A 26,249-nucleotide genomic window follows, 5' to 3' on the forward strand; every position below is an offset into this window, starting at 1 on the left:
CGTGGCTCGAAGCCTGCTCAGGGCTTCGGTTCGCCGTCGGTTACGGGCGCGGGCGTGGGTGCTGCGACCGGCTTGGGCGCCGGGGTGAGCACATCGTTGACCGAGGGCATCTTGCGGATGTCCCCACGGGCCACCTTCCAGGCCTGTTGGACGATCCAGGAGAGAGAGCGATCCTGGCGAGTCGCCTCGCGCTGGATCTCCTCCAACATGTCCTCGGGGAAGTAGAGACTTTGCTTGCGATGATCAGTTGAGGACATGCGATGACCTACTCCTCACGGGGATCCTGGCGTTCGTCGCCGGTGACATCGTTGACGGCCGGGAAGGCCTTGATGCGCTCTCGCGCGATCTTCCAGGCCTGCTGGACGACCCACGAAAGGGAGCGGTCCTGTCGGTTCGCCTCCTCCTGGATCTCCTTCAACATCTCTTCGGGGAAGTACAGGGATTGCTTGCGCTTGTCGGTGCCTGCCATACCGAGTCTCCGGAGCGGATGCGAGGTGACGACCTGAGACACACCGGCGGGGTTATCCGACAGACGCCCTAGCCGGTCAACGGTTTCAGTTATTCCACTCGATAAGACATGGGTGTGACATCCGAGCGCATTTCTGCTCCACGTGGAAGCGTCTCGGGTGCATGGAATTCGCGAAAGGAACGGAAGGGCGAGATTCAGGGCAGAAAAGGGAAACGCCCCGGGCCTCATTGCGAGGCCCGGGGCGCTCCGGAAAGAGGGACCGCTAGAACGAATCCCAGCGGTCCCGTGGGCCCAGAGGGGGAGGGGGGGGACCCCTAGGCCCAACGCCATGAAATCTGGAAAATCAACCTTCCCTCAACACCGCCCACCGCGCCATTCATTCCGCCCCACCCGGCGCCCTGGGGATCATAAGAACCACCCCCAGCGCCTTCAACCGACGGCTCCTGAGTTAACGCGGTCTCCGGAAAAACCATTCCCTCTTCTGTCCGATGCCGCGCACCAGGCCCGCAAGAGACTTGATCTCGCAAACACTCGTGGCGGCCTACCGGGGCTTCGAGCTCTCGGGAGCTTCGGTGCTGCTCGCCGTGTCGGGCGGTGCGGACTCCACCGCACTGCTGGTGGGCACGGCGCTCGTGCGCGAGCAGTTGGGGCTCTCGGTGGAGGTGGCCACGCTCGATCATGGGCTGCGGCCCGAGTCGGCGGAGGAGGTGCGAGCGGTCGAGCGGCTGGCCGCGCGCCATGCGCTCCCGTGTCACGTGCGCCAGCTGCAGCTGCGGCCCGGAGCGGGAGTGGAGCTGCGCGCGCGCCAGGCGCGGTACGAGGCGCTGGAGGCGATCCGCTTGGAGCGGGGGCTCAAGGCCGTGGCCACCGCGCACACGGCCACGGATCAAGCGGAGACCTTGTTGATGCGCCTCGCACGCGGCACGGCCCTGCGGGGAGCGGCAGGCATCCTGCCGAGGCGTGGCACGATCGTCCGCCCGCTGCTGGAGCTCACGCGCGAGCAGATCGAGGCCTTCCTTCGCGAGCAGGGCACGGACTTCGTCACGGATCCGATGAACGCGGACCTGCGGTTCTTCCGAACGCGCGTCCGCAAGGACGTGCTGCCGGCACTCGCTCGGGCGGCGGGCTTCCCGGTGGCTGAGCGGCTCGCCTCCTTCGCTCGGCTGGCCGCGGAGGATGACGCGCTGCTGGAGGACATGGCGGCGAGCGCCTGGCAGCGGCTCGTGCTCTCGGGCGGCGGCCTGGATGCGGTCGGGCTGCGGGCGCTCGAGCCTCCCCTGCGGCGGCGCGTGCTCGCACGCCTGCTCGCCCAAGAGGGAACGACCGTGGACGATGCGACCCTGAGCCGGGTGCTCGATGCCGTGACGCGCGGCGGCAGCACCCCCTTGAGCGGCGGCGTCCAGCTTCGAGCCTCGGGCGGGAGTGTGCGCTGCGTTCGTGCTCGGGCCGAGGTGCGCAGTGCGTGCTCCTTGGAGGGAGAGGGCGCCACAGGTGCGCTGGAGGGAACGGGCTGGCGCTTCAGGGTGGGGGGCTCCCCCGACGCTCCAGGTGCCCTTCGCTTCGCTCTGCCGAGCGAGACCCGCTGGCCGCTCACCGTGCGGACACGGAACCCGGGGGATCGGATTCGCGGGCTTCGCGGTTCGCGAAAGTTGCAGGACGTATTCGTGGACCTTCGGGTGCCCGCCGAGCGTCGAGATCTCCAGCCGGTGGTGATCGACGCGGAAGGGAAGGTGCTTTGGGTTCCAGGGCTGTGGGTACCGCCGGAAGGGCAGTCCGGTGTTGTTTCCGGACAATCGCTCTGGGCGTTTCCCCCCAGTCCGAGCAACGGGGGCAGCGGTCCGTTATAGAGTGGGCATGGGGTGGATGGAGAAGGGCCATGCCCCCCTAAATAGTTGAGGCTTTTTTGCTGTTGCTGATACGGTCCGAAGTTGGGCGTCTCGCCAGGCCTCGGCCCAAATTGTTGAAATAGCTGGGCGTTTTCCGGCATGGCCCGCATCCGCCGAGCATCGAAAGGGCAGCAGACACGTGCGTTCGACTTACAAGACCATCGGCCTCTGGGTGATCCTGATCGTCCTGTTCGTGGCCTTCTACAACTTCTTCTCGCAGGGCAGCGAGCAGGTGGACGAACCCGCGTTCACTCAGCTGCTCTCCAAGGTCGAGAAGAAGGAGGTCCGGGCGATCTCCATCAAGGGCAACGTCTACTCGGGTGAGTACGCTGACTCCAAGACGCGGTTCCGGACCACCGGCCCCGTCGCTGACACGACCATGCTCACGAAGCTGCAGAACATGGGCGTGGACGTGAAGTACGAGAAGGAGGAGCAGAACAACCTCTGGTTGACCATCCTCGGGCAGTGGATGCCGGTGGTCTTCCTCTTCCTGTTCTTCATCTTCTTCATGCGCCAGCTGCAGGGCGGTAGCGGCAAGGCGATGACCTTCGGCAAGTCGAAGGCCAAGCTCCTCAACGAGAGCCACAACAAGGTGACGTTCGCCGACGTGGCTGGCGCTGACGAGTGCAAGGAGGAGCTCGAGGAGATCGTCGCGTTCCTCAAGGATCCGAAGAAGTTCACCAAGCTGGGCGGCCGCATCCCCAAGGGTGTGCTGATGATGGGCTCGCCGGGTACGGGCAAGACGCTGCTGGCCCGCGCGGTGGCCGGTGAAGCGGGCGTGCCGTTCTTCTCCATCTCCGGCTCGGACTTCGTGGAGATGTTCGTGGGCGTGGGCGCCAGCCGCGTTCGCGACCTCTTCGAGCAGGGCAAGAAGAACGCCCCGTGCATCATCTTCATCGACGAGATCGACGCCGTGGGCCGCCACCGTGGTGCGGGCCTGGGCGGCGGTCACGACGAGCGCGAGCAGACGCTGAACCAGCTGCTCGTGGAGATGGACGGCTTCGAGTCCAACGAGGGCGTCATCCTCATCGCCGCCACCAACCGTCCGGACGTGCTGGACCCGGCGCTCCAGCGTCCTGGCCGCTTCGACCGCCGCATCGTGGTGCCGAGGCCGGACCTGAAGGGCCGCCTGGGCGTGCTCAAGGTGCACACGCGGCGCGTGCCGCTGGCTCCCGAGGTGGACCTCGAGGTCATCGCCCGCGGAACGCCGGGCATGACGGGCGCGGACCTGGAGAACCTGGTGAACGAGTCGGCGCTGATGGCCGCGCGGCAGAACAAGGAGCGCGTGGACCTGAGCGACTTCGAGGCCGCCAAGGACAAGGTCTTCATGGGCCCCGAGCGCAAGTCCATGATCATGACCGAGAAGGAGAAGCGGAACACCGCGGTGCACGAGGCCGGCCACGCGCTGCTGGCCAAGCTGCTGCCCGGGTGCGATCCCCTCCACAAGGTGACGATCATCCCGCGCGGTCAGGCCCTGGGCGTCACCTGGAGCCTGCCCACCGAGGACAAGGTCAACGGGTACAAGAAGCAGATCCTCGACCAGATCACCATGGCCATGGGTGGCCGCCTCGCCGAGGAGATCATGTTCAGCGAGATGTCCAGCGGCGCCGCCAATGACATCGAGCGCGCCACCGAGACGGCTCGCGCCATGGTCTGCCGCTGGGGCATGAGCGAGAAGCTGGGGCCCTTGGCCTTCGGCAAGAACGAGGGCGAGGTGTTCCTCGGCCGCGACTTCAGCGCCACCAAGGACTACTCCGAGGACACGGCGCGGCAGATCGACTCCGAGGTGCGCGGCATCGTCATGGGCTGCTACGACAACGGCAAGCGGCTCCTGATCGAGAACAAGGAGAGCCTGCAGCGCATCTCCGACGCGCTCGTGGAGTACGAGACGCTGGATGCCGAGGACGTGAACATCCTGCTCCAGGGTGGAACCCTGACCCGCGAGCGTCCGCCCCCGCGCGTGATCACTCCGCCGAAGTCCACCGAGAAGAAGGACAAGCGGAAGATCCTCGACGCGCTCGAGGCCATCCCGAAGATGGAGCCGAACAAGGCGTAAGCCTGCCGCTCCCGTAGAACCGAGGCCCTCCCTGCTCCGTGCCGGGAGGGCCTTTCTGCTTTCGCCGTCAGCCTTGGAGCCCGTGAGATGATCCGTGCCCACCCCTTGCTCGCCGAGCGTCCGGAGGAGCTCGAACTCGCGTTCCGACGGATGGGGCTGCCCACCCCCGCCCGCGAATATCTGCTCGAGAAGCTGCCCCAATACCGGCTGCTGCTCACCGGGCTGACGAGGACGGAGGGACGCTTCCTCAAGGGTCTCTTCGAGGCCGCGGATGCTCCCGGACGCGAGGAGTACCCCGTCTATGTCGCCGGAGATCCACGTACCCGGCTGGGCAGCGGGATGCTCACGGGGCGGCGCGAGCAGTTCGAGCGGCTCATCACCGCGGCGAAGGCGGATCCGCAGCTCTCCGAGCTGGCGGGCGCGCTCACCCAGGCGCTGGGTTCAGTGACAGCGCCCGCGCCTCTCACGCTCGGTGGCCGCACCTTCACCTTCGGTGCGCGCACCTATGTCATGGGCGTGGTGAACGTGACGCCGGACAGCTTCTCCGATGGCGGGCGGTATGCCGCGACGGATGCGGCCATCGCTCACGGGCTGAGGCTGGCCGAGGCGGGAGCAGACGTGCTGGACGTGGGCGGCGAGTCCACTCGTCCCGGCTCCCTGCCCGTGCCCGCCGAGGAGGAACTCGAGCGCGTGCTCCCCGTCATCGAGGGCCTGCGCGCGCGCACGCAGGTGCCCATCTCGGTGGACACCACCAAGGCTGCTGTGGCTCGCGAGGTGCTGAAGGCCGGCACTTCGCTCATCAACGACATCAGCGGCTTCCACTTCGATCCGGAGTTGCCTCGAGTCGTCGCGGAGGCGCGGGCTGCGTGTTGCCTCATGCACATCCAGGGGCTACCGCAGTCCATGCAGCAATCGCCTCACTACGATGACATCCTGGACGAGGTGCTCGCCTTCCTCGAGGAAGGCGTGGCCCGTGCGGTGGCCGCCGGAATGGCTCGCGAGTCCATCCTGGTGGATCCCGGGATCGGTTTTGGCAAGACCCTGGGACACAATCTCTTCTTGCTGCGGAGGCTCCATGATCTACGGGTGCTGGGGCTGCCGGTGTTGGTGGGTACCAGCCGGAAGGGCTTCCTCGGGACGCTCACGGGAGGCAAGCCGGCTGCCGAGCGACTTGCCGCCACGCTTGGCTCGGTGGCGGCGGTGGCTGCGCTGGGAGGCGCGGATTTTGTGCGCGTGCACGACGTGGCAGAAACCCGAGATGCGTTGGCAGTAGCCGACGCGCTCCGAGCCGCCTCCGAGGGCGGCGCTCTGTTTGGAACCCCTCGGGTAGTTGGCTGAAGGTACAAGTGATCCCTTGGAATACGAGACACTTGGGCGGTTGCCTGGTCGGGTCCGGCTTCCTAGCTTCGATGCCGTGTCAAGGGGCGGTATAAGCCCGGCGGGAAGGGGCTGCCGGAGGTGCTCCGGCGCGGGAAAAGGTGAGAGGCGGCACACATGGCTTACAAGATGAACATGTCCTCCAAGGACGAGCGGACTTCGCAGCGGCTCTTCGGCACGGACGGCGTGCGAGGCGTGGCGAACGTCCATCCGATGACGGCCGAGGTGGCGATGCAGCTCGGGCGAGCGCTCGCGTACCTCATTCGCAACGGGCCGCACCGGCATCGGGTGATCATCGGCAAGGACACGCGGCTGTCCGGCTACATGCTGGAGCAGGCGCTGGCGGCGGGCATCACGTCCATGGGCGTGGACGTGTGGCTCACCGGGCCACTGCCCACGCCGGGCATCTCCAACCTGACGACTTCGATGCGGGCGGACGCGGGCGCGGTGATCTCCGCGTCCCACAACCCGTACCAGGACAACGGCATCAAGTTCTTCTGGCGCGATGGCTTCAAGCTTCCGGATGAGACGGAGGCGAAGCTGGAGGAGCTGCTGTCCACGGGCGCCATGGACACGATCCGGCCCACGGCGGACAACATCGGCCGCGCGTTCCGGCTGGATGACGCTCGGGGCCGCTACATCGTGTTCCTCAAGGCCACTTTCCCGCGTGAGCTGACGCTCGAGGGGATGACCATCGTCGTCGACTGCGCCAACGGCGCGGCCTACAAGACGGCGCCCTCGGTGCTGGAGGAGCTGGGCGCGAAGGTGATCTCGCTGGGCGTGTCGCCGGATGGCAAGAACATCAACGAGAAGTGCGGCGCGCTGCACCCGGAGGGCCTGTCTCGCGCGGTGCTGGAGCACGGGGCGCACCTGGGCCTGGCGCTGGACGGCGACGCGGACCGGCTCATCGTGGTGGATGAGAAGGGCAAGGTGGTGGATGGCGACGCCATCATGGCCATCTGCACCGGCAACCTGGTGGCGCGCGAGCAGCTGAAGAAGAAGACGCTGGTGGCCACGGTGATGAGCAACATCGGCCTGGAGCGCGCGGTGTCGCGCTGGGGCGTGAAGGTGGCTCGTACGCGCGTGGGAGACCGCTACGTCGTCGAGGAGATGCGCAAGCACGGCTACAACCTGGGCGGCGAGCAGAGCGGCCACCTGATCTTCCTGGATCAGTCGACCACGGGAGACGGCACGCTGGCGGCGCTGCAGCTGCTGGCGGTGATGTGCCGCGAGGGCAAGCCGCTGAGCGAGCTGGCCTCCATCTTCGAGCCGGTGCCGCAGACACTGCTGAACCTGGTGGTGAAGGAGAAGCGTGAGCTGGGCGAGCTGCCCGAGGTGATGAAGGTCATCCACAGCGTGGAGCAGCGGCTGGGCAGCGCGGGCCGCGTGCTGGTGCGCTTCTCGGGCACCGAGGCCAAGGTCCGCGTGCTCATCGAGGGCGAGGACGCGGCGCGCAACGAGGCGTACGCGAAGGAGATCGCCGAGGCGCTCTCCAAGTCGCTGAACTGAGCCGCGCGAGCGGGGTTCTGCACTAAGGTGTCAGGGCATGTTCGCCCTGGCATCCACTGCCCTGATGTTGCTGGCCGCCGCTCCGGCGGCTGGCGCTTCCCCCTCTTCGGGGTTCCAGCTCCACGAGGGGCTCCCGGTTGGCTTCAAGGTCGACGGGAAGCTCGACGAGTGGAAGCTGCCGCCTTCCGTCACGTTCGACGCGTCCAGCCAGGTGGCCGGCAAGTCCAAGATCGCCTCGCCACAGGATCTGTCCGCGCGGATCTGGGTCGCCGTGGGCCCCGAGGGGCTCGCCGTGGCCGGCGAGGTGAAGGACGACAAGGTCCAGCTCTCCACGAGCCCGGAGCAGGTGAACAACGATCACGTGGAGCTCTGGCTCGCACTGCCTCAACCGCAGATGCCTGACGTGGAGTTCGTCAACCAGTTCGGCGAGCACGCGCTGCCCACGCCCGACTCCTGCGAGAACAACGAAGACATCGTCGACGGCAAGCCCGAGGAGTGCCGCAAGTGGTGGAAGGAGCAAGCGGCGCGCCGCAAGAAGCTCGTGAGCGCGTTCACCGCACAGTACGGGCTGCTCTCGGGGAGCCTGGTCCGCTTCGACCAGAAGGGCACCGTGGGCTCCATTCGCTACGAGCCCCAGCCAGACGGCTACCGCTTCGAGGCGCTCATTCCCCCGACGGCCTTTCCGCGCTCGGGAGAGGCGCCGCTGCGCAACCTGCGGGTGCTCGTGGACCTGGTTGATAGCGACGAGGGCACCGGCAAGCTGGAGACGTTCCTGAGCTCGTCGAAGACTCGGAAGTTCGGAGACCCGAGCACCTTCCACGCAGTGACGCTCACGCAGCCGCTGCGGTTCGGCACCTGGCCGGAACTGCTCGAGCGCGCCGTGAAGGCCGATCCGGGCACGTCGTACCAGCCCGCTCCGGATGCCCACTCGATCGAGGTGTGGATCAACCCGGCAGTGGGCTACCAGTACGCGCCCGAAGCGGACAGCCCCAAGGTAGTGACCGTCGACCTTTCGGGTGAGCTGAGCCAGGGCAAGTTGGGGGACGTGGAGCTGCTCTCGGTGCCCATGCAGTCCGACTGGAGGGGCTACGCGGAGTTCTGGATGGTCTCGCGCCGGGGCAAGACCGTGCTGGATGCCCAGAGGGCTGACACGAAGGAACTCCGGGTTGCTCCTCGGGCCGGGGGGCTGGCCATCATTCAAGTGTACGAGGGCACGATGTCCGCTCTGGGCACGGGAGCCTGCGGCGCATGCCCGATGCTGTCCTTCCACTACGTGAAGATGGATGCACAGGGCCGGTTCTCGAAGGCCGAGGAACTGGAGGGCGCATACAGCGAGGGTGAGGAGCTGGAGTGGGAGATCTCTCCGAACCTGTCGAAGATCGAGGCATTCGTCGCTCCGGAGGAGAAGGCGCCGCGGCAGCTCCTCAAGCGCTACACCTGGGATGCGAAGGCGAGCACGTACAATCAGGAGGAGTTCAAGCGTCCCGAGCCCAAGGAGGAATAGAGCTCAAGTGAACTGTTGACATCCGAGCGCGCGCCCCCAATAGAGAAGCCGTCGCGGACGGGGTCAGGTAAGCCCACGGTTCTCCGCGCACGAGGAGCGGCCCATGGGACAGCGATTGGGTGTGAACGTGGATCACGTGGCGACGCTGCGGCAGGCGCGGCGTACCACGTATCCGGATCCGGTGACGGCGGCGGCCCTGGCCGAGCTGGCCGGAGCGCAGCAGATCACCATCCACCTGCGTGAGGATCGGCGGCACATCCAGGATCGCGATCTGCGCATCCTCCGGGAGACGTGCCAGACGCTGCTCAACCTGGAGATGGCCGCCACCGCGGAGATGGTGAAGATCGCCTACGAGTACAAGCCTGACGTGGTGACGCTGGTGCCCGAGCGCCGCGAAGAGCTCACCACCGAGGGCGGGCTTGACGTAGGCGGCCAGCGCGAGCACGTGGCGAAGATCATCAAGAACCTGAAGGACGGCGAGATCACCGTCTCGCTGTTCATCGACCCGGACCTGGATCAGATCCGCGCGGCGCATAAGGTGGATGCGGACCGGATCGAGCTGCACACTGGCCGCTACTGCGAGGCGCGCAACGAGCGCGAGCGCGGGCGAGAGCTGAGCCGCATCGTGGACGCCGCCAAGGCCGCCGCGAAGCTGGGCATGAGCGTGGCCGCGGGCCACGGGCTCAACTACGACAACGTGCAGCCGATCGCCCGCATCCACGAGATCGACGAGCTGAACATCGGGCACGCGATCGTGGGACGGGCGGTGCTCGTGGGCTTCGATCGAGCGGTGCGCGAGATGCTGGAGCTGATGCGCAACCCGGGGTAGGGCCATGGCGATCGTCGGCCTGGGGATGGACATCTGTTCGGTGGAGCGCATCCAGCGCATCCTCCAGGGCCCGCGCGCCCAGAAGTTCCTGGAGCGCGTGTACACGGACGCCGAGCGCGCCCTGTGCAGCGAGCGGGCCGATGCCGCCAGTGCCTACGCCGCGCGGTTCGCCGCCAAGGAGGCGCTGGTGAAGGCGCTGGGGGCTCCTCCGGGCATCCGCTGGCGGGACATGGAGGTGGTGCGAGGCTCGGGCATGCCGCGCTTCGCGCTCTCCGGCGTGGCCCGAGAGGTGATGGAACAGCGGCGCGTGGACGCCCTGCTGACGATGACCCATGACGCAGGGGTGGCTGCGGCCACCGTCATCCTGCAGGAGCGCCCCTGAATGCAGAGCGTCCTGACCGCCGCACAGATGCGCGAGGCCGAGCAGGCCGCTGAGTCCCGGTTCGGGATGCCCTCGGCTCTGCTCATGGAGAACGCGGGGCGCGCGCTGGCGGATGTGGCGCGGAGCGTGGCAGGGCAGGGCGGGAGGTTCATCGTTGTCTGCGGCCCCGGGAACAACGGGGGCGATGGTCTGGTGGCGGCTCGGTTCCTCCAGGAGGGTGGGGCGCGGGTCTCCGTGGCCGTGGTGGGCGATCAGGGCCGGATGACGACCGAGGCCCAGCGCAACCTGCAGGCGCTGGGAGCCTATGGGGTGTCACCTCAGGCGCTGGATGTGCTTCCAACTCCCGGTGCTAGGGATGTGGTGGTGGATGCGATCTTCGGGACCGGACTCAGCCGTGCGCCTGAAGGAGCCTTCGCGGAGGCCATCGACAGGATTGGCCAGTGGCGCCGTGCAGGAGCGAAGGTGGTCGCGGCGGATGTGCCCTCGGGGTTGCAGAGCGATACGGGCGAGTCCTTCTCTCCCTGCGTGGTGGCGGACGTCACGGTGTCCTTCGGACTCCTGAAGCGCGGGCAGGTGCTGGAGCCGGGCGCGACCCTCTGTGGCGAACTCCGGCGCGTGGACATTGGACTGAGCGCTGCGGCATCCCAGGGACTCAAGGGGCTGGTGCTGCGGCTCGTGGAAGAGGCGGATGCTCGCGAGGCGCTGCCCGTTCGCCGATCGGATACGCACAAGGGCACCTACGGCCACGTGGTCGTGGTGGCTGGGAGCCGAGGGAAGTCGGGTGCGGCGGCGCTTGTGGCCCGGTCCGCGCTGCGCTCCGGGGCGGGGCTCGTGTCCGTGGCCACTCGCGCTGATCTGGTGGATGCCGTGCTCGCGCACGCTCCCGAGATCATGGGTGTGCCCCTGGAGGGAGATGGTCCGCTCGGCCTCTCGGATCTGGAGCCGCTGGTGGCGGCTGCCGAGGGGAAGGAAGCGCTCGTCATCGGGCCGGGGATTCCTCGGGGGCCCGAGACGGGAGCGCTCATCGGAGAGCTGCTCTCGCGCGTGGAGATTCCCGCGGTGCTCGATGCGGACGCGCTCAACGCCGTGGCGGAGGATCTCGGCGTCCTCCGCAAGGCGAAGGGACCGGTCGTGCTCACTCCTCATCCGGGCGAGATGGCCCGGCTCACCGGACGTTCCACCAAGGAGGTCCAGGCTCACCGCGTGGAGGTGGCACGGAATCTCGCCACGGGGCACGGGGTGACGGTCGTCCTCAAGGGCGCACGGACGCTCATCGCGAGCCCGGATGGAGAGATCTACGTCAACCCCACGGGCAATCCAGGGATGGCGACTGGTGGCTCGGGAGACGTGCTCTCCGGCATCTGTGGAGCGTTCCTCGCTCAGGGGTTGCGCGTCCCGGAGGCCATCTGGGCAGCCGTTTACACCCATGGCCTCGCGGGAGATCTCGCGGCGGAGCGGCGAGGGAAGGTGGGCCTCATCGCGGGGGACATCATCAAGGGGCTCTGCGACGTCTGGGTCCGGTGGGGCCGATGAGCACGCCCACGCTGACGCGCACCGTGCGCTCGGAGTCTCCCGAGGAGACTCACCGACTCGGTGTACGGCTGGGCGGACTGCTCCAGCCTGGGGACTTCGTCGGGCTCATCGGCGATCTCGGAGCGGGCAAGACGCACCTGGTGCGCGGCGTGGCCGAGGGAGCCCAGGTGGCACGTTCGGAGGTGGCCAGCCCGACCTTCGCCATCGTCTATCCCTACCGAGGACGCATCCCGCTGTACCACGCGGACCTCTACCGCATCGCGGACTATGACGAGCTGTATGCCACCGGGTTCCTCGATCTGATCGGTGGCGACGGCGCCGTGCTGGTGGAGTGGTTGGACCGTGTCCCCGAGGCCGCCCCACGCGAGTATCTGCGCCTCACGTTGAGTCCCGTGGGAGATGAGGCGCGAGAGCTTCGAGCCGAAGCGTTCGGGACCCGGCCCGCGGCGCTGCTCACCGCATGGTTGGCCGGGAACGGCTAGATGCCAGCAGCGGCAACGGGCTCGTGCGAGACGGAACCCGCGAGCTCAGTGATGCGCCAGCGGTGCAGCACGAGGCGGCCATCCACGCCGATGACCTCCTCCTCGGAGACCTCGTTCCACGCGGTGTGGTTGCCGCATAGCACCTCGCTCGCGATGAGGAGCTGACCCAACTGCGTGCCATGCCGGAGCGGTTCCGACGCCTTGCACGTCGTCGAGCGCCGGCCATCCGACAGGAACAGCGTCCGATTGCGGCGCGTCGCCACCATCACCTCTCCATCGGTGATGAGGAAGTTCATCGCCGAGCGATCCTTCCCGGGCTCATCCGTGATGGACGCCACCAACTGCATCGTCTCGGCCACCGAGCGCGCCACATCCTCCAAGCCCGCCGGGCCGTCGAGCGGGCACCGCTCGGCCAGCCGCGTGAGGAAGAGGTGGAAGCAGCGCTCGGAGTCCGTCGTCCCGTGGATGTTCGGGCGCAGATCCGGACGGATGAGTGACTCCACCGCGGCGCGGTGCCGATCGAAGTTCTTCAGCGTGCCGTTGTGCACGAACGACCAGCGGCCAAACAGGAACGGGTGCGAGTTGCGCAACTCCACAGCCCCCACCGACGCCTGCCTCACGTGCGCCACCACCGTGTGCGAAGACACCAGGCTGCTCACGCGATGGAAGTCGGGATCACTGTGCGCAGGACCTACTCCATGGGCGACGGTGGGGCGGATCTCGGCGCCGTAGGCAGCGATTCCCCATCCATCCTTGTGCTCCCGTGACTGGATGACGAGCGAGTTCTTCTCGGTCACCAGAGCCGTGTGAACGGCAGCGGGCACAGCAGAGCGGAAACCAAAGAGACGGCACATAGTGTTTGGACGACGGAATGATAACAACCGGCCCGAGCGATGTGTCTTGTGTCGCTCGGAGCAGCGGTCACTGTCAAGAAGCCGGGTCCCTCCTCTTATTCACAGTGCGACACGCCGTCTCGAATGACAACGCGCCCGCCTTTCAACACCGTGCGCGCGTGATTCACTCCGAGGTGGTAGGGAAGGTGTCGATAGTTTGTGCACGAAAAGATAACCATGTCTGCGATATCGCCCACGGCCAGCCTCCCGTGAGAGGACAAGCCCAGGGCCAGAGCGGCTCCTCGGGTGGTTGCCCAGTACACCTCCGCTGCCGTCAGCCCGTTCTCCAGGCAGGCGAGCCCCATGGCCAGCGGAAGATTCTCAGACATCGCTGAACCGGGATTGATGTTGGTGCCCAAAGCAACGTTGACGCCGGCATCGCGCAGTTTGCGGCCTGGGGCGTAGGGGCGCATGCGCAGGAAGAGGGTGGAGGTGGGCACCAGCACGGCGGTGACGTCCGCTGTCGCCAGGGCACGGATACCGGCGTCGCTCACGTGCTCCAGGTGGTCCACGGTAGCAGCGCCCAGCTCGGCGGCCAGCTCCGCGCAACCGCCCGAGGTGAGCTGATCTCCATGCAGCCGGGGCCGCAGCCCCAGCGCCTTCGCGGCCGTGAGGAGCCTGCGCGCCTCGTCCGGGGTGAAGGCACTCTGCTCGACGAAGATGTCGCAGAAGCGGGCCAGGCCCTCGCGAGCCACCGCAGGGAGGATCTCCCGCTCGCACAGCTCCACGTACGCCTCGCGGCGGCCCTTGAACTCCTCGGGCACGGCGTGGGCACACAGCAGCGTGGGCACCAGCTCCACCGGAGTGAGCTCCGCGAGCCGGCGCACCACGCGCAGCATCTTCAGCTCGTTGTCCACGTCCAGCCCGTAGCCGCTCTTCACCTCGGCCGTCGTCACGCCGTGCTCCAGCAGGCGGCGGAGGCGGGGCAGGGCGAGGCGGATCAGCTCCTCCTCGCTCGCGGCCCGCGTGGCGCGCACGGTGCTGACGATGCCTCCGCCCGCCTGGGCGATCTGCAGGTACGTGGCCCCCTGGCAGCGCAGATCGAACTCGGTGGAGCGCTCACCCGCGAAGACCAGATGCGTGTGGGGATCCACGAAGCCGGGGCCCACCATCCGGCCCTCGGCGTCCAGCACCTCGGTGTTCGGCCCGATGGCACCTCGGGGCAGCTCCGCCTCGAGCCCCACCCAGGCCACGCGGCCTCCGCGCACGCCCACGCAGGCGTTCGGCCGGGGCGTCAGCGCCTGTTCCGCGGGCTCCCGGTGCGTGCCCTCGACGGTGAGCACCTCCGAGGTGTTGCGGATGAGCAGATCCAGTGGCTCCATGGCTCAGCGCTCCCAGCGCGCTCCGATGATGGGTGAGTTCCAGGTCGACTGCCCGCGCTCCTTCACCTGCCCGAAGCCCCCCGACAACTCCAGCCGATCCTTCCGGCCCAGGGGGAACTGCAGCACCATCGCCCCGCCGTAGTACAGCGAGGTGGTGTTGGCCCCTTCAGAGGAGACCCGGTGGACTCCGAAGAAGGGGACCAGGCCCACCGCCACGCGATCCTCGGGGCTGAAGTACATGGAGGCGGAGGCCTCGGCCCCGATGATGCTCCCGGGACCGCCACGCGTATCGAGACCGAAGTCCGTGGCGCCGCGCACCACGAGCGCGGGCGCCACCCCGAGCGTCTTCGTGCCGTACCAGGATGACACGCCGGCGTAGAGGCCGTAGCCCGGCAGGGGCACCGGGTAATAGAACTCGCCCTGGACGCCGAGGTGCAGTGAGAACTTCTCGTCGATGGGCTTCGTCACCGCGAAGTCGTAGGCCAGGGACCACTGGTGCGTCGAGAAGGGCGCCCGGTTCCCGGAGAAGCTGTCCACGCCAGAGGGGCTCGTCCGGTCCGCCAGGGGAGCCGACAAGCGCGGGCCTGCCCTCAGCCCTCCGTGGATCGTCGAGTCCTCCGGGTTGCCGGGCCCCATGCGCATCACCATGGGGCTCATGGTGGCCGGGGCGCAGGCAGCCAGTGACGCCAGCGCCACGAGCGCCACGCTCCAACTCCCCAGGCTCAGGCCATCCGCTCTCACGAGTCACCTCACACCGTGACGCCAGGGATCTTCACGCCCCGTTTCTGGGCCACCTCGACGGCCTCGGGGTACCCCGCGTCCACATGACGCAGCACGCCCATACCCGGATCCGAGGTGAGCACGCGCTCGATGCGCCGGGCCGCCTCGGGTGTACCGTCCGCCACGATGACCTGGCCGGCATGCAGCGAGTAGCCCATGCCCACGCCACCGCCGTGGTGGAAGGACACCCACGAGGCGCCATTCACCGCGTTCACCAGCGCGTTGAGGATGGGCCAGTCCGCCACCGCGTCCGAGCCGTCCTTCATCGCCTCCGTCTCCCGGTTGGGCGAGGCCACCGAGCCGCAGTCCAGGTGATCGCGCCCGATGACGATCGGCGCCTTCACCTGGCCCTTGCGCACCAGCTCGTTGAAGGCCAGCCCCGCTTTGGCGCGCTCGCCATAGCCCAGCCAGCAGATGCGCGCCGGCAGGCCCTGGAAGGCCACGCGCTGCTGCGCCATGGTGATCCACCGCCGCAGCGACTCCTTCTCCGGGAACAGCTCCAGCACCGCCTGATCCGTGCGGCGGATGTCCTCCGGATCCCCGGAGAGCGCCACCCAGCGGAAGGGCCCCAGCCCCTCGCAGAACATGGGGCGGATGTACGCGGGCACGAAGCCCGGGAACTCGAACGCGTTCTCCTGGCCGCCCAGCTGCGCCTGCCCTCGCAGGTTGTTGCCGTAGTCGAACACGTGGCTGCCCGCCGCCTGGAAGTCCAGCATCGCCTGCACGTGGACGGCCATCGTCTCGCGAGCCCGGCGCACGTAACCCTCCGGGTCGCGCTGGCGCAGCTCCGCCGCGGCCTGCAGCGACAGATCCGCGGGGATGTAGCCATTGAGCGGATCGTGCGCGCTCGTCTGATCCGTCACCAGATCCGGCTTCACGCCGCGCCGGTACAGCTCGCGGAACACCGTGGCCGCGTTGCCAATCACGCCGATCGATCGGCCCTCGCGCTTCTTCTGCGCCTCCTTCACGAGCGCCAGGGCCTCGTCCAGATCCCGAGCGACCACGTCCAGGTAACGCGTCTCCACGCGGCGCTGAGCGCGCTGCGGGTCAATCTCCACCCCGAGGAACACCGCGTTGTTCATGGTGGCCGCCAGGGGCTGCGCTCCGCCCATGCCGCCCAGGCCTCCCGAGAGCACCAGCCGGCCCGAGAGATCCGCCGAGCCGAAGTGTGTCCGACCCGCCTGTGCGAAGGTCTCGTAGGTGCCCTGGAGGATGCCTTGCGTGCCGATGTAGATCCACGAACCGGCCGTCATCTGGCCGTACATCATCAGGCCCTTCTGCTCCAGCTCCCGAAAGTGTTCCCACGTTGCCCAACGACCTACCAGGTTGGAATTGGCCAGGAGCACCCGAGGGGCGTCCGGGTGGGTCCGCAGGATGCCCACGGGCTTGCCGGACTGGACCAACAGTGTCTCATCGTCCGAGAGATCCGTCAGGCTGGCGACGATGCGGTCAAAGGACGGCCAGTCTCGGGCCGCTTTGCCCGTGCCACCGTAGACGACGAGATCCTCGGGACGCTCTGCTACCTCGGGATCCAGGTTGTTCATCAGCATCCGGAGCGCGGCCTCCTGGACCCAACCCTTGCAGGAGCGGGTGGTGCCTCGGGCTGCGCGAACGACTCGGGACATGCAAGACTCCATGGGTTGGGAACGACCGCCAGGGGGGCGGGCAGACTAGCTGAATTGGGGGGAACTCGATGCGGAACGTACGGTGGCTGCAAGTCAAGCATCCTGGGGAACACCCCCCAGGCCTGAGGACCACGGTAGCGGACACCTCCACTCACCACTGGTAGACTCTGGAGCTACGTGCGCTCATGCCCGTTCCGAAGAAGATCCTGCTCGTCGATGATTCGCCCACGGTCCTGTTGATGGAGCGCTTGCTCCTCCAGGACGGGCCTTATGAACTGCTCAGCGCCACCAGTGGCAGGGAGGCGGTGGAGACAGCGCTCTCGGTGCGCCCGGAGCTCATCCTCATGGATGTGGTGATGCCGGGCATGGACGGCTTCGAGGTCTGCCGCCGGCTGCGGGCCGAGGAGGCCACGCGCACCACTCCCATCATCCTGGTGACCACCCGCGGCGGCTCCGAGAACGTCGAGCGCGGCTACGAGAGCGGTTGTAGCGACTATGTCACCAAGCCCTTCGACGGCAACGAACTCAGGGCCAAGATCGAGAGCTTCCTAGGACATTGATGTCTCTTGACTCCAAACCCGACCCCGTCCTTCGCCCGAGGATGGCTGCAGCCCTCCAACGACTGAAGGACAGCCGCGAGGAGGGGATGCTGGAGTTGATCGAGGAGATCATCTCCCAGTTGTTGGGGTGTGAGGAGTACGCGCTGTTCGCGGTGGAGGAGGACGGCCAGCGCCTGGTGCCCGTGGCGGCCATGGGGTTGTCCCTGGAGCGCTTCCACGCACTGCTGGTGCCGCAAGGGATCGTCGGCCAGGTGGCCCGCCACGGAGTGCAGTACATCGTCGGCCGGACCAGCTCCATCGGCGCGGGCCCCCACGAGGTGGGGATGACCGCCTGCATCCCGCTGATCAGCCGCAGGCAGGTGATGGGCGTGCTCGTGCTCTTCCGGATGCTCCCGCAGAAGCGCGGGATCAACGAGGAAGATCTCGAGCTGATGGACCTGCTCTCCGAGCGGGGCGTCGCGGCGCTGGTACCCCGGCCGAAGGGCGTCGTCGTCCCTCGCGCCCCGGTGCTTCCTCCGCCCTTCGTGGCGGATCCCGGGGGCGTGAGGACGGTGTACCTCGAGCCCGGGGGACTGGTGGCCGCGGCGCGCCCCACGGAGGTGACAACCATCCTCGGCTCGTGTGTCGCCGTGTGCCTGTGGGACGAGCAGCTGCATGTGGGCGGGGTGAATCATTTCTTGCTGCCCTCGGCGCTCGTGGGGCAGCAGCCTGGTGGCCGTCACGGAGACGCGGCCATTCCCATGCTCCTCCGGGAGTTGGAGCGGATGGGCAGTCAGCGCAAGAATCTACGGGCCAAGCTGTTCGGCGGGGCGCACATGGCGGGGCCCCCCGTGCCCGGCGCGAAGCCCGGACTGGGCCAGCGCAACGCCGAGCTTGCTCGGCAGATGCTCGAGGAGCTGGGCATCCCCATCCTCGCGACGGACCTGGGAGGCGGCTCGGGGCGTAAACTCCGCTTTCGGACCGATGATGGGACCGCGTTGATCAAGTTGTTGGGAGCGGGCTGAGACGCCCCGGGGAGAAGCCGTGTCGGGAAGTCAGGAGAGCTCGCAGCGCGGTGGTGACTCGTGACGACCGATATGGACGCGGTCCTCGCCGCATTCCGCACCGAGGCCACGGAGTTGCTCGCGGCCCTGGAGCGGGACTTTCTCGCGCTCGAGGCCTCCTCGGCGCCCGGCTCCGTGGAGGGCATCCTTCGCTCCATCCACACCCTCAAGGGCAACTCCCTGCTGATGGGGTTCCCGGCCGCCTCGGATGTGGCCCACACCCTGGAGGATCTGCTCGGCCGTGTCTCCGAGCGCCTCCTCCTGGTGACACCAGGAGTGGTCACGCTGCTGCTCCAGGCGGTGGACGCGCTGCGGGCGCTGATCAGCTCGACGCCCGGAGAGCAGGGGCGCGAGGGCCCAGACGTGTCGGAGCTTCAGCGGCGCCTCAAGGAGGCGGCGGGCGCGGGGAACATGCCGGAGGCCACGCCCGAGCGTGGTGGGGACTCCTTCCCCGAGCGTCCCGCCGAAGCCACGGCCTCCGCCGCCCTCGAGCGCACGCTCCGGGTGGGGCTGGACAAGCTCGATCGGATGCTGGACCTCACTGGGGAGATCGCCATTGCGCGGGGGCGGCTGACCACGCTGCTCGAAAACCCGGAGCGCCACTCGCCCCGGGAATTGCTCGAGGCGCACCGCGAGGCGGACCGCCTCTATCTGGATCTGCAGGAGCTGGTGCTGAAGGCGCGGATGGTGCCCATCGGTCGGGCGTTCCAGCCCTTCGCGCGGACCTTGCGCGATCTGTGCGAGAGCACCGGCAAGCTGGTGCGGCTGGAGGTGAGCGGCGAGGAGGTGGAGGTGGACACCACCATCGTCGAGCTCGTTCGCGATCCACTCACCCACCTGGTCCGCAACGCGATGGACCATGGCATCGAGTCCCCCGCCATCCGCAAGCAGCGCGGCAAGGACTACAAGGGGACGCTGAAGCTTCGGGCCTTCCCGGACGCCGGGAGCATCGTCATCGAGGTGGAGGATGATGGCGCGGGCCTGGATCGGCAGCGCATCCTCGAGCGGGCTCGCACGATGGGGCTGCTGGGGCAGAGCGAGGAGCCGGAGGACTCCGACCTGTTCCAGCTCATCTTCATCCCGGGCTTCTCCACCGCCGAGCGCGTCACCGAGCTGTCGGGCCGCGGCATCGGCATGGACGTGGTGAAGCGCCGCGTCGAGAGCCTGCGGGGCTCGCTCTCCGTCGAGACGAAGGTGGGGGCGGGCACCACCATCAGCATGCGCCTGCCGCTGATGCTCTCCATCATCGAAGGCTTCTCGGTGGGCGTGGGCGAGGAGACCTACGTGCTGCCGCTCCAGAGCGTGCTCGAGTGCGTGGAGCTGCCGGAGGAGGAGAAGCGGACCGGCCGTTCCGGTGTGCTGAACCTGCGGGGCCATCCGCTGCCCTACCTGCGCCTACGGGAGCACTTCTCCGTGCAGGGGCCGCCTCCACCTCGAGAGAGCGTGGTCATCATCCGCAATGGCCGAGGGCAGGCGGGGCTGGCCGTGGACAGGCTGCTCGGGCAGGGGCAGACGGTCGTCAAACCGCTCAGCCGGCTCTTTCAATACGTCTCTGGTGTCTCGGGCTCCGCCATCCTTGGCACGGGCAGGGTGGCCCTCATCCTCGATGTGGCCGCGCTCCTCCAGCGCGCCCTCCATCCTTCCTCGTCCCCGGCTTCCTGAGCCGGCGGCGCCACGGTGTTCCGATGAACTGGTTCCATAACCTGAAGATCCTCAAGAAGCTGCTCCTCGCCTTCGGCGTCGTGCTGGCGATCTCCACCGGGTTGGGCCTGTTCGCCCTGGATCAGATCGCCTCGCTGGAAGCGGTGACGAGCCACCTGTCCCACGTGCGCGTGCCCAGCCTGGCGGAGGTCGAGCAGCTGCACACCAACGTGGGAGACTTCCGCATCTACGAGCTCCGGCACATCCTCACCGAGGATCCGGCGCAGATGAAGCAGTACGAGGACTCCATGAAGCACGAGATGGAGGACATCCAGCGGAACATCCAGACATACGAGGGATTCATCGCGCAGGAGGATGAGCGCCGCATGCTCCTGGAGTTCGAGGGGCTCTGGGAGAAGTACGTCCAGGAGAACAAGCGGGTGCTCGAGGCCCGGCACAATTCCGGTGTCCGGGCCCGCGAGCTGCTCTCGGGAGAGTCTTCGCGGCTCTACGATCAGATCGCCGACAAGCTGGATGCGCTGGCGCAGTTCAACAGCCAGCGCAGCCGCCTCGCCGCGGAGTCGGCCGAGCGCACCCACCAGGAGGCCCAGCGCTGGGTCACGGTGATCGCCGCGGGAGGGATCGTGCTGGGGCTGCTGCTCTGCCTGTTCATCGCCATGATCATCTCCCGGCCGTTGGCGGAGGCGGTGGCGGTGGCCGATCGCATCGCCGAGGGCGATCTGACGGTTCGCATCGAGGTCCCGAGCGAGGACGAGACGGGGCGCCTGCTCAACGCCTTGAAGGGCATGGTGCAGCGGCTGGCGCTCGTGCTGGGCGAGATGCGGGAGGGCGCGGTGGCGCTGACGTCCGCGGCTTCTCAGGTCTCGGCCTCCTCGCAGAGCTTGTCCCAAGGCACCAGCGAGCAGGCCAGCAGCGTGGAGGAGACGACGGCCAGCCTCGAGGAGATGAGCGCCACCATCGATCAGAACAGCCAGCACAGCCGGAAGATGGAGCAGATGGCCCTCAAGGGCGCCCAGGAGGCCGGCCAGAGCGGGGTGGCGGTGAAGGAGACCGTCGAGGCGATGAACGAGATCGCCGAGAAGATCGACATCATCGAGGAGATTGCCTACCAGACGAACCTGCTGGCGCTGAACGCGGCCATCGAGGCGGCGCGCGCCGGAGAGCACGGCCGGGGGTTCGCGGTGGTGGCCACGGAGGTACGCAAGCTGGCCGAGCGCAGCCAGGTGGCCGCCAAGGAGATCAGCGCGCTGGCGAGCCGCAGCGTGAAGGTGGCCCAGCGCTCGGGCGAGCTTCTGGAGGAACTGGTGCCCTCCATCCAGATGACGGCCCAGTTGGTCCAGGAGGTGGTCGTCACCAGCTCGGAGCAGGCCCAAGGGGTGAAGCAGATGAACCGGGCGATGCTGCAGGTGGAGCAGGTGACGCACCGCAATGCCTCCGCCTCCGAGGAGCTGGCCGCCACCGCCGAGGAGTTGTCCGCCCAGGCCGAGACGTTGCAGCAGCTGGTATCGTTCTTCCGCTTGGGAGAGGAGGGTCCGAGGTCTCCGCGGGCTGCGGGGCCTCGGGGGCTCGTGGGACTGAAGGCGCTGGGCGGCGTGAGTACCTCGGACGCGGTGTCCGGGGCGGCCTCGGGGGTGGGGCCGAAGGTCATCGGCCAGGGGACGAACCCCACGCCTCGTGAAGAGAGTTCCTCAGCCCTGCCTTCCGAGGATCATGAGTTCAAGCGCTTCTAGGAGTTCGCCGTGAATCCGACCGCGACCGCGCCTGTTGTCCAATACCTGAGCTTCTTCGTCGCCGGAGAGGAGTATGCCCTGAGCATCCTTCAGGTCCGGGAGATCATCGAGTACGACACCGTGACGCGGGTGCCCAGCGCGCCGGTCTGGGTCCGTGGCGTGACGAACCTGCGCGGCAGCGTGCTGCCCGTGATCGATCTCTCCCTCAAGCTGGGTTTCCCTCCGAGTTCCCTCCACCGCCGCAGTTGCGTCGTCGTGGTGGAGGTGACTTTCCAGGGGGAGAAGCTGGTGATGGGCGTGATGGCGGATGCCGTGGGACAGGTGCTCGATCTCGGCCCGGGGGACGTGGAGCCGCCTCCGGCGTTCGGGACTCCCATCCACGCCGACTACCTGCTTGGCATGGGCCGGGCCGGCAAGAAGTTCATCCTCTTGCTCGACATCGATCGCGTGCTGAACACCCAGGAGATCCGTGCGGCCAGCGCGGCGGCCTCCGAGCCGCAAGCGCCGCCCTCCGAGCCGGAGCCCCCCTCCGCGGAAGCCGGCGCGAGTGAGCCCCAGGTGGGAGGGTGAGGCACGGCATGAGTGAGCACGCTGCTTCCCGAGCTTCGGCGATCATGTGGGATCCGCTCGCGAACCCACCCGATCTCCCTGACCGCGTCTTTCAAGGCTACCAGCGGCTCATCTACCGCGAGGCCGGCATCTACCTGGGGCCCACCAAGAAGGCCTTGCTCATGGGCCGGCTGTCTCGCCGGCTGCGCGAGCTGGGATGTGCCTCCTTCAGTGCCTACCTCGAGCTGGTGGAGGAGGATCAGGCCGAGCGGCTCCGGCTGCTGGATGCCATCTGCACGCACGAGACGCGCTTCTTCCGCGAGCCCCGGCACTTCGAGTTCCTCGAGCAGGAGGTGCTGCCCCGGTGGCGTGCGCAGGGACACTCCGGCACGGGGGTGCGCAAGGTGCGCGTGTGGAGCGCGGGGTGCTCGACGGGGGAGGAGGCCTTCACGACGGCCATGGTGCTGCGCCTCCACCTGCCTGCGGAGGAGGGCTGGCAGATCGAGATCGTCGCCACGGATCTGTCCACGCGCATCCTCGAGCGGGCCCGCCAGACGCTGTGGTCGGTGGAGCGCGCCCAGGAGATCCCCACCCGCTACCTCAAGGCCTTCATGCTCCGCGGCACCGGCAGCCAGGAGGGGAAGATGAAGGCCGGTCCCGAATTGCGCACGCTGGTGCGCTTCCAGCGCCTCAATCTCAACGAGGAGCGCTTCCCGGATCTGGGCCGCTTCGATCTCCTCTTCTGCCGCAACGTCTTCATCTACTTCGATGCGGCCTCGAAGACCCGGGCCCTCGATCGGCTGCTGGATCACCTGTCGCCCCAGGGCTTCCTCTTCGTCGGCCATGCCGAGAGCCTGGGCGGACTCACCCAGCGGCTGAAGCTCGTCCAGTCCACCATCTACACTCCCGGCTCTGCTGGTTAGGCTGGTTTTGCTATGATTTCGTACTCGGAGTGGAATCCGGCGCTAGCTTGATGTTCCTGTAAAATTCGACTATTGTCGAATCATCCCAAAGCGGGAAATTGGAACCCCGCGAAGACAGGAGCCTCGGATGAAACGCTTTCCGCTGCTGTCCCTCTCTCTGGTGGTGGGTTTGGGGGTTGGTTGTAGCAACCCAGCGCAGGAGAGCGCACCGACTCCTACCCAGCACAGCCAGGTGAAGAAGCGGACCCAGGCGCTGGAGGGCAGTGTGGCCCTCCGGGAGATTCCAGTGAGCGCCGCGGTGCTGGCGGCCGCCGAGGGGAACGCCACGGTGCGTGCCTTCTCGATCGAGTCCACTCCGGGCGAGTACACGGCGGATGAGGCGATGGCTGCGGCGTTCCAGCAGGGCGTGTCGGATCCGGCGAACCTGCCCTGGCATGCGGACGTGGCGCGGAGCCGAGAGGAGACGCGCACCTCGCTGCGGTATGTGGAGGGGCTGATCCCCACCATCGAGGCCGAGTTGGGCGCGGACGCGGATTACACCACCGGCTACTACCACTTCTTCCGGCCGCAAACGGAGGAGAACTGCGAGCTCGGTGACGCGTACGAGATGCTCTCCGGAACGACGATCTACGTCCTCGAGTTCCGAGGCACGACCGAGTGCTGAGCCGCTCGGCTGGTACGTGCCCCGCGCGTGGGGCGCGGTAGAGTGTGGGGCCGGGCACCCGAGCCGGAGCAGCCCGGCCCGGGTGCTTCTCTGGAGGCCCCATGGCGGACGCGCGAAGCACGGAGCAGGTAACGCCGGAGCAGTCCCCTCGTGGCACGGTGACGCTCGTCCCGGTGCTTCCGAGCGCGCAGCCTCCGCTGGAGCCGAAGCCGCCGGACGTGGGCCCCGTGCAGGAGGTGGCCGGTGGAGTGCCGGCGGTGGTGTCCTCGCTCCGGCACGCGTGGGGCGAGATGGGGCCCGTTCGGGGGACCCAGCTGCTGCTCCAGTTGAACCAGAAGGACGGTTTCGATTGCCCCGGTTGCGCCTGGCCTGATCCAGATGCCGAGCGCTCCGTGGCGGAGTTCTGTGAGAACGGCGCCAAGGCGGTGGCGGAGGAGGGGACGAAGGCGCGTGTGACACCGGAGTTCTTTCGCCAGTACAGCGTGGCGGAGCTGGCCCAACAGTCGGACTTGTGGTTGGGCAAGCAGGGGCGGCTGACGCACCCGATGGTGTTGCGCGAGGGCTCCACGCACTACGAGCCTCTCTCGTGGGAGGAGGCGTTCGCGCTGGTGGCGGAGGAGCTGAACGGGCTCGGTGCTCCGGACGAGGCGTGCTTCTACACCTCCGGGCGCACGAGCAACGAGGCCGCGTTCCTGTACCAGCTCTTCGTGCGGCAGTTCGGCACCAACAACCTGCCGGACTGCGCGGACCTGTGCCACGAGTCCAGCGGCACGGCGCTCAACGAGGCCATTGGCATCGGCAAGGGCACGGTGACGCTGGAGGACTTCGAGAAGGCCGAGGCCATCTTCGTCATCGGACAGAATCCGGGGACGAATCATCCGCGGATGCTCACGTCGCTGCAGGCCGCGGCGCGGCGCGGGTGCCAGATCGTCAGCATCAACCCGCTGCCGGAGACGGGGCTCAACCGCTTCAAGCACCCGCAGGAGTTGGTGCAGCTGATCGGGCCGGGTACGGCGATCAATCGGCTGTGGCTGCCGGTGCGAATCAATGGAGACGTGGCGCTGCTGAAGGGACTGGGCAAGGCGCTGCTGGAGGACGAGGCGCGTCGGCCGGGGCGAGTGGTGGCGAAGGAGTTCATCCGGGATCGGACGACGGGCTTCGAGGCGTACGTGGAGGCGCTGCGCGCCGTCTCGTGGGACGAGGTGGTGGAGCAGAGCGGAGTGGCGAAGGAGCAGATCCTGGCCGCGGCGGAGATCCTGGCGAACTCGGACCGGACGATCTTCTGCTGGGCGATGGGGCTGACGCAGCACCAGAACGCGGTGGCGAACATCCAGGAGATCGTCAACGTGGCGCTGCTGCGAGGCAGTGTCGGCAAGCCGGGCGCGGGGCTGTGCCCGGTGCGGGGCCACAGCAACGTGCAGGGTGATCGAACGATGGGCATCGTCGAGAAGCCGAGCCCGGCGTTCTTGGATGCGCTCGGGCGCGAGTTCCGCTTCGAGCCGCCGAAGGCGCCGGGCCTGGATACGGTGGCCACGATTCGCGCCATGCACGAGGGGCGGGTGAAGGTGCTCTTCGCACTGGGAGGCAACTTCCTGTCGGCCACGCCAGATACGGAGTTCACCGCTGCGGCGCTGCGGCGCACGCGTCTGACGGCGCATGTGTCGACCAAGTTGAATCGGGCGCATCTGGTCCACGGGCGGCGAGCGTTGATCCTGCCGTGCCTGGGACGGACGGAGAGGGATGTGCGGACGGGCGGGGAGCAGTTCGTGACGGTGGAGAACTCGATGGGGGTGGTGCACACCTCGCGGGGCGCGGTGGATCCGGCGTCCGAGCACCTGCGCAGCGAGCCGGAGATCGTCGCGAGGCTGGCGCGGGCGGTGCTTGGGGCACGGAGCCAGGTGGATTGGGAGGAGTTGGTAGCGGACTACGATCGGATCCGGGAGCGCATCTCGCGCGTCGTTCCTGGCTTCGATCGCTTCAACTCGCGGGTGCGGGAGCCGGGCGGTTTCTACCTGCCCAACGGGCCGCGCGAGGGGCGGTTCACGACGGTGGACAGCAAGGCGCGCTTCACGGTCCACCCGCTGCCGCGCATCGAGCTGGGGCCGGGGCAACTGCTGATGATGACGATCCGCAGCCACGATCAGTACAACACGACGCTGTACGGACTGGATGACCGGTACCGAGGCATCCGCAACGGGCGGCGGGTGGTGATGATGAACCCGGAGGACATGAAGGCGCTCGGTGTGTCCGAGGGTCAGGTGGTGGATCTGACGAGTCACTTCCGGGGCGAGACGCGGGTGGCGCGGCGTTTCCTGGTGGTTCCGTACCGGATTCCCCGGCGATGCGCGGCGACGTACTTCCCCGAGACGAACGTGCTGGTACCCATCGACAGCATCGCGGAGAAGAGCCGTACGCCGGCCTCGAAGTCGGTGGTCATCAGCGTGGCGCCCTCGGATGGTGCGGTGGGCTGA

Annotated in this window: 23 protein-coding genes; 17 read left to right on the forward strand and 6 right to left on the reverse strand. The window is 67.8% G+C overall.

Features of this window, described 5'->3' with window-relative positions:
• Positions 1–17 precede the first annotated feature (17 nt).
• Positions 18–257, reverse strand: coding sequence for a TIGR04563 family protein (locus tag KY501_RS02915; RefSeq protein WP_224360910.1), 240 nt, complete (start codon positions 255–257; stop codon positions 18–20).
• An 8-nt stretch (positions 258–265) separates the two neighbouring features.
• Complete coding sequence (locus KY501_RS02920; RefSeq protein WP_044186644.1) at positions 266–469, reverse strand: TIGR04563 family protein; 204 nt, start codon at positions 467–469, stop codon at positions 266–268.
• Positions 470–984: 515 nt separating this feature from the next.
• Here KY501_RS02920 and tilS point away from each other — a divergent pair.
• The 9 genes from tilS (at position 985) to tsaE (ending at position 12,027) form a co-directional block, all read left to right on the forward strand.
• Entirely contained in the window at positions 985–2,316 is a 1,332-nt protein-coding gene (gene tilS, locus KY501_RS02925) for a tRNA lysidine(34) synthetase TilS (protein WP_507236545.1), read from the forward strand.
• A 178-nt stretch (positions 2,317–2,494) separates the two neighbouring features.
• The gene (gene ftsH, locus KY501_RS02930; RefSeq protein ID WP_224360914.1) at positions 2,495–4,411 is read left to right on the forward strand and encodes an ATP-dependent zinc metalloprotease FtsH; all 1,917 of its coding nucleotides are present in this window, start codon (positions 2,495–2,497) and stop codon (positions 4,409–4,411) included.
• Between the two features lie 87 nt (positions 4,412–4,498).
• The gene (folP, locus tag KY501_RS02935) at positions 4,499–5,749 is read left to right on the forward strand and encodes a dihydropteroate synthase (RefSeq protein WP_224360916.1); all 1,251 of its coding nucleotides are present in this window, start codon (positions 4,499–4,501) and stop codon (positions 5,747–5,749) included.
• A 156-nt stretch (positions 5,750–5,905) separates the two neighbouring features.
• Complete coding sequence (glmM, locus tag KY501_RS02940) at positions 5,906–7,297, forward strand: phosphoglucosamine mutase (RefSeq protein WP_224360918.1); 1,392 nt, start codon at positions 5,906–5,908, stop codon at positions 7,295–7,297.
• A 37-nt stretch (positions 7,298–7,334) separates the two neighbouring features.
• Positions 7,335–8,801, forward strand: coding sequence for a DOMON domain-containing protein (locus KY501_RS02945; RefSeq protein ID WP_224360919.1), 1,467 nt, complete (start codon positions 7,335–7,337; stop codon positions 8,799–8,801).
• A 103-nt stretch (positions 8,802–8,904) separates the two neighbouring features.
• Positions 8,905–9,630 (forward strand): pyridoxine 5'-phosphate synthase, encoded by a 726-nt coding sequence (locus KY501_RS02950; protein ID WP_224360921.1) that lies wholly within the window; start codon positions 8,905–8,907, stop codon positions 9,628–9,630.
• Between the two features lie 4 nt (positions 9,631–9,634).
• On the forward strand, positions 9,635–10,012 hold the full coding sequence (acpS, locus tag KY501_RS02955; protein WP_224360922.1) for a holo-ACP synthase: 378 nt from the start codon (positions 9,635–9,637) through the stop codon (positions 10,010–10,012).
• Positions 10,013–11,545, forward strand: coding sequence for an NAD(P)H-hydrate dehydratase (locus KY501_RS02960; RefSeq protein ID WP_224360924.1), 1,533 nt, complete (start codon positions 10,013–10,015; stop codon positions 11,543–11,545).
• Positions 11,542–12,027 (forward strand): tRNA (adenosine(37)-N6)-threonylcarbamoyltransferase complex ATPase subunit type 1 TsaE, encoded by a 486-nt coding sequence (tsaE, locus tag KY501_RS02965; protein WP_224360926.1) that lies wholly within the window; start codon positions 11,542–11,544, stop codon positions 12,025–12,027. Before KY501_RS02960 ends, tsaE begins: the two co-directional genes overlap by 4 nt.
• Here tsaE and KY501_RS02970 read toward each other — a convergent pair.
• The 4 genes from KY501_RS02970 to hutU all read right to left on the reverse strand — a co-directional run bounded on the left by KY501_RS02970 (position 12,024) and on the right by hutU (position 16,647).
• Positions 12,024–12,881 (reverse strand): class II glutamine amidotransferase, encoded by an 858-nt coding sequence (locus tag KY501_RS02970; RefSeq protein WP_224360927.1) that lies wholly within the window; start codon positions 12,879–12,881, stop codon positions 12,024–12,026. The genes tsaE and KY501_RS02970 overlap by 4 nt on opposite strands.
• Positions 12,882–12,976: 95 nt before the next feature.
• Positions 12,977–14,242 (reverse strand): imidazolonepropionase, encoded by a 1,266-nt coding sequence (gene hutI / locus KY501_RS02975; RefSeq protein ID WP_224360928.1) that lies wholly within the window; start codon positions 14,240–14,242, stop codon positions 12,977–12,979.
• A 3-nt stretch (positions 14,243–14,245) separates the two neighbouring features.
• Positions 14,246–14,983: a hypothetical protein gene (locus KY501_RS02980; protein WP_224360930.1), complete on the reverse strand. Its 738-nt coding sequence runs from the start codon at positions 14,981–14,983 to the stop codon at positions 14,246–14,248.
• Positions 14,984–14,991: 8 nt separating this feature from the next.
• Entirely contained in the window at positions 14,992–16,647 is a 1,656-nt protein-coding gene (gene hutU / locus KY501_RS02985) for a urocanate hydratase (protein ID WP_224360932.1), read from the reverse strand.
• A gap of 185 nt (positions 16,648–16,832) precedes the next feature.
• Between hutU and KY501_RS02990 the strand changes: the two genes are divergently transcribed.
• The 8 genes from KY501_RS02990 to KY501_RS03025 all read left to right on the forward strand — a co-directional run bounded on the left by KY501_RS02990 (position 16,833) and on the right by KY501_RS03025 (position 26,249).
• Positions 16,833–17,207 carry a response regulator gene (locus tag KY501_RS02990; RefSeq protein ID WP_224360933.1) on the forward strand — a complete coding sequence of 125 codons (375 nt, stop codon included), beginning with the start codon at positions 16,833–16,835 and terminating at the stop codon, positions 17,205–17,207.
• Positions 17,208–17,248: 41 nt separating this feature from the next.
• The gene (locus tag KY501_RS02995; RefSeq protein WP_224360935.1) at positions 17,249–18,211 is read left to right on the forward strand and encodes a GAF domain-containing protein; all 963 of its coding nucleotides are present in this window, start codon (positions 17,249–17,251) and stop codon (positions 18,209–18,211) included.
• Between the two features lie 60 nt (positions 18,212–18,271).
• The gene (locus KY501_RS03000) at positions 18,272–19,912 is read left to right on the forward strand and encodes a chemotaxis protein CheA (protein ID WP_224360936.1); all 1,641 of its coding nucleotides are present in this window, start codon (positions 18,272–18,274) and stop codon (positions 19,910–19,912) included.
• Between the two features lie 23 nt (positions 19,913–19,935).
• A complete protein-coding gene (locus KY501_RS03005) occupies positions 19,936–21,642 on the forward strand; it encodes a methyl-accepting chemotaxis protein (protein WP_224360938.1) in 1,707 nt (568 codons plus the stop codon).
• A 9-nt stretch (positions 21,643–21,651) separates the two neighbouring features.
• On the forward strand, positions 21,652–22,212 hold the full coding sequence (locus tag KY501_RS03010) for a chemotaxis protein CheW (protein ID WP_224360939.1): 561 nt from the start codon (positions 21,652–21,654) through the stop codon (positions 22,210–22,212).
• Positions 22,213–22,220: 8 nt separating this feature from the next.
• Complete coding sequence (locus KY501_RS03015; protein WP_309242940.1) at positions 22,221–23,114, forward strand: CheR family methyltransferase; 894 nt, start codon at positions 22,221–22,223, stop codon at positions 23,112–23,114.
• Between the two features lie 127 nt (positions 23,115–23,241).
• On the forward strand, positions 23,242–23,778 hold the full coding sequence (locus KY501_RS03020; protein WP_224360941.1) for a hypothetical protein: 537 nt from the start codon (positions 23,242–23,244) through the stop codon (positions 23,776–23,778).
• Positions 23,779–23,879: 101 nt separating this feature from the next.
• Positions 23,880–26,249: an FdhF/YdeP family oxidoreductase gene (locus tag KY501_RS03025; protein ID WP_224360942.1), complete on the forward strand. Its 2,370-nt coding sequence runs from the start codon at positions 23,880–23,882 to the stop codon at positions 26,247–26,249.

Origin of the sequence: Hyalangium versicolor (assembly GCF_020103695.1) — a bacterium.
GTDB classification, from domain to species: Bacteria; Myxococcota; Myxococcia; order Myxococcales; family Myxococcaceae; genus Hyalangium; species Hyalangium versicolor.

Bases quoted from the DNA above. Each gene is read 5' to 3' on its own strand.
- KY501_RS02915 (WP_224360910.1), bottom strand. From the start codon at position 257: ATGTCCTCAACTGATCATCGCAAGCAAAGTCTCTACTTCCCCGAGGAC.
- KY501_RS02920 (WP_044186644.1), bottom strand. From the start codon at position 469: ATGGCAGGCACCGACAAGCGCAAGCAATCCCTGTACTTCCCCGAAGAG.
- folP (WP_224360916.1), top strand. From the start codon at position 4,499: ATGATCCGTGCCCACCCCTTGCTCGCCGAGCGTCCGGAGGAGCTCGAA.
- glmM (WP_224360918.1), top strand. From the start codon at position 5,906: ATGGCTTACAAGATGAACATGTCCTCCAAGGACGAGCGGACTTCGCAG.
- KY501_RS02945 (WP_224360919.1), top strand. From the start codon at position 7,335: ATGTTCGCCCTGGCATCCACTGCCCTGATGTTGCTGGCCGCCGCTCCG.
- KY501_RS02950 (WP_224360921.1), top strand. From the start codon at position 8,905: ATGGGACAGCGATTGGGTGTGAACGTGGATCACGTGGCGACGCTGCGG.
- acpS (WP_224360922.1), top strand. From the start codon at position 9,635: ATGGCGATCGTCGGCCTGGGGATGGACATCTGTTCGGTGGAGCGCATC.
- KY501_RS02960 (WP_224360924.1), top strand. From the start codon at position 10,013: ATGCAGAGCGTCCTGACCGCCGCACAGATGCGCGAGGCCGAGCAGGCC.
- tsaE (WP_224360926.1), top strand. From the start codon at position 11,542: ATGAGCACGCCCACGCTGACGCGCACCGTGCGCTCGGAGTCTCCCGAG.
- KY501_RS02970 (WP_224360927.1), bottom strand. From the start codon at position 12,881: ATGTGCCGTCTCTTTGGTTTCCGCTCTGCTGTGCCCGCTGCCGTTCAC.
- hutI (WP_224360928.1), bottom strand. From the start codon at position 14,242: ATGGAGCCACTGGATCTGCTCATCCGCAACACCTCGGAGGTGCTCACC.
- hutU (WP_224360932.1), bottom strand. From the start codon at position 16,647: ATGTCCCGAGTCGTTCGCGCAGCCCGAGGCACCACCCGCTCCTGCAAG.
- KY501_RS02990 (WP_224360933.1), top strand. From the start codon at position 16,833: ATGCCCGTTCCGAAGAAGATCCTGCTCGTCGATGATTCGCCCACGGTC.
- KY501_RS02995 (WP_224360935.1), top strand. From the start codon at position 17,249: ATGGCTGCAGCCCTCCAACGACTGAAGGACAGCCGCGAGGAGGGGATG.
- KY501_RS03005 (WP_224360938.1), top strand. From the start codon at position 19,936: ATGAACTGGTTCCATAACCTGAAGATCCTCAAGAAGCTGCTCCTCGCC.
- KY501_RS03015 (WP_309242940.1), top strand. From the start codon at position 22,221: ATGAGTGAGCACGCTGCTTCCCGAGCTTCGGCGATCATGTGGGATCCG.
- KY501_RS03020 (WP_224360941.1), top strand. From the start codon at position 23,242: ATGAAACGCTTTCCGCTGCTGTCCCTCTCTCTGGTGGTGGGTTTGGGG.
- KY501_RS03025 (WP_224360942.1), top strand. From the start codon at position 23,880: ATGGCGGACGCGCGAAGCACGGAGCAGGTAACGCCGGAGCAGTCCCCT.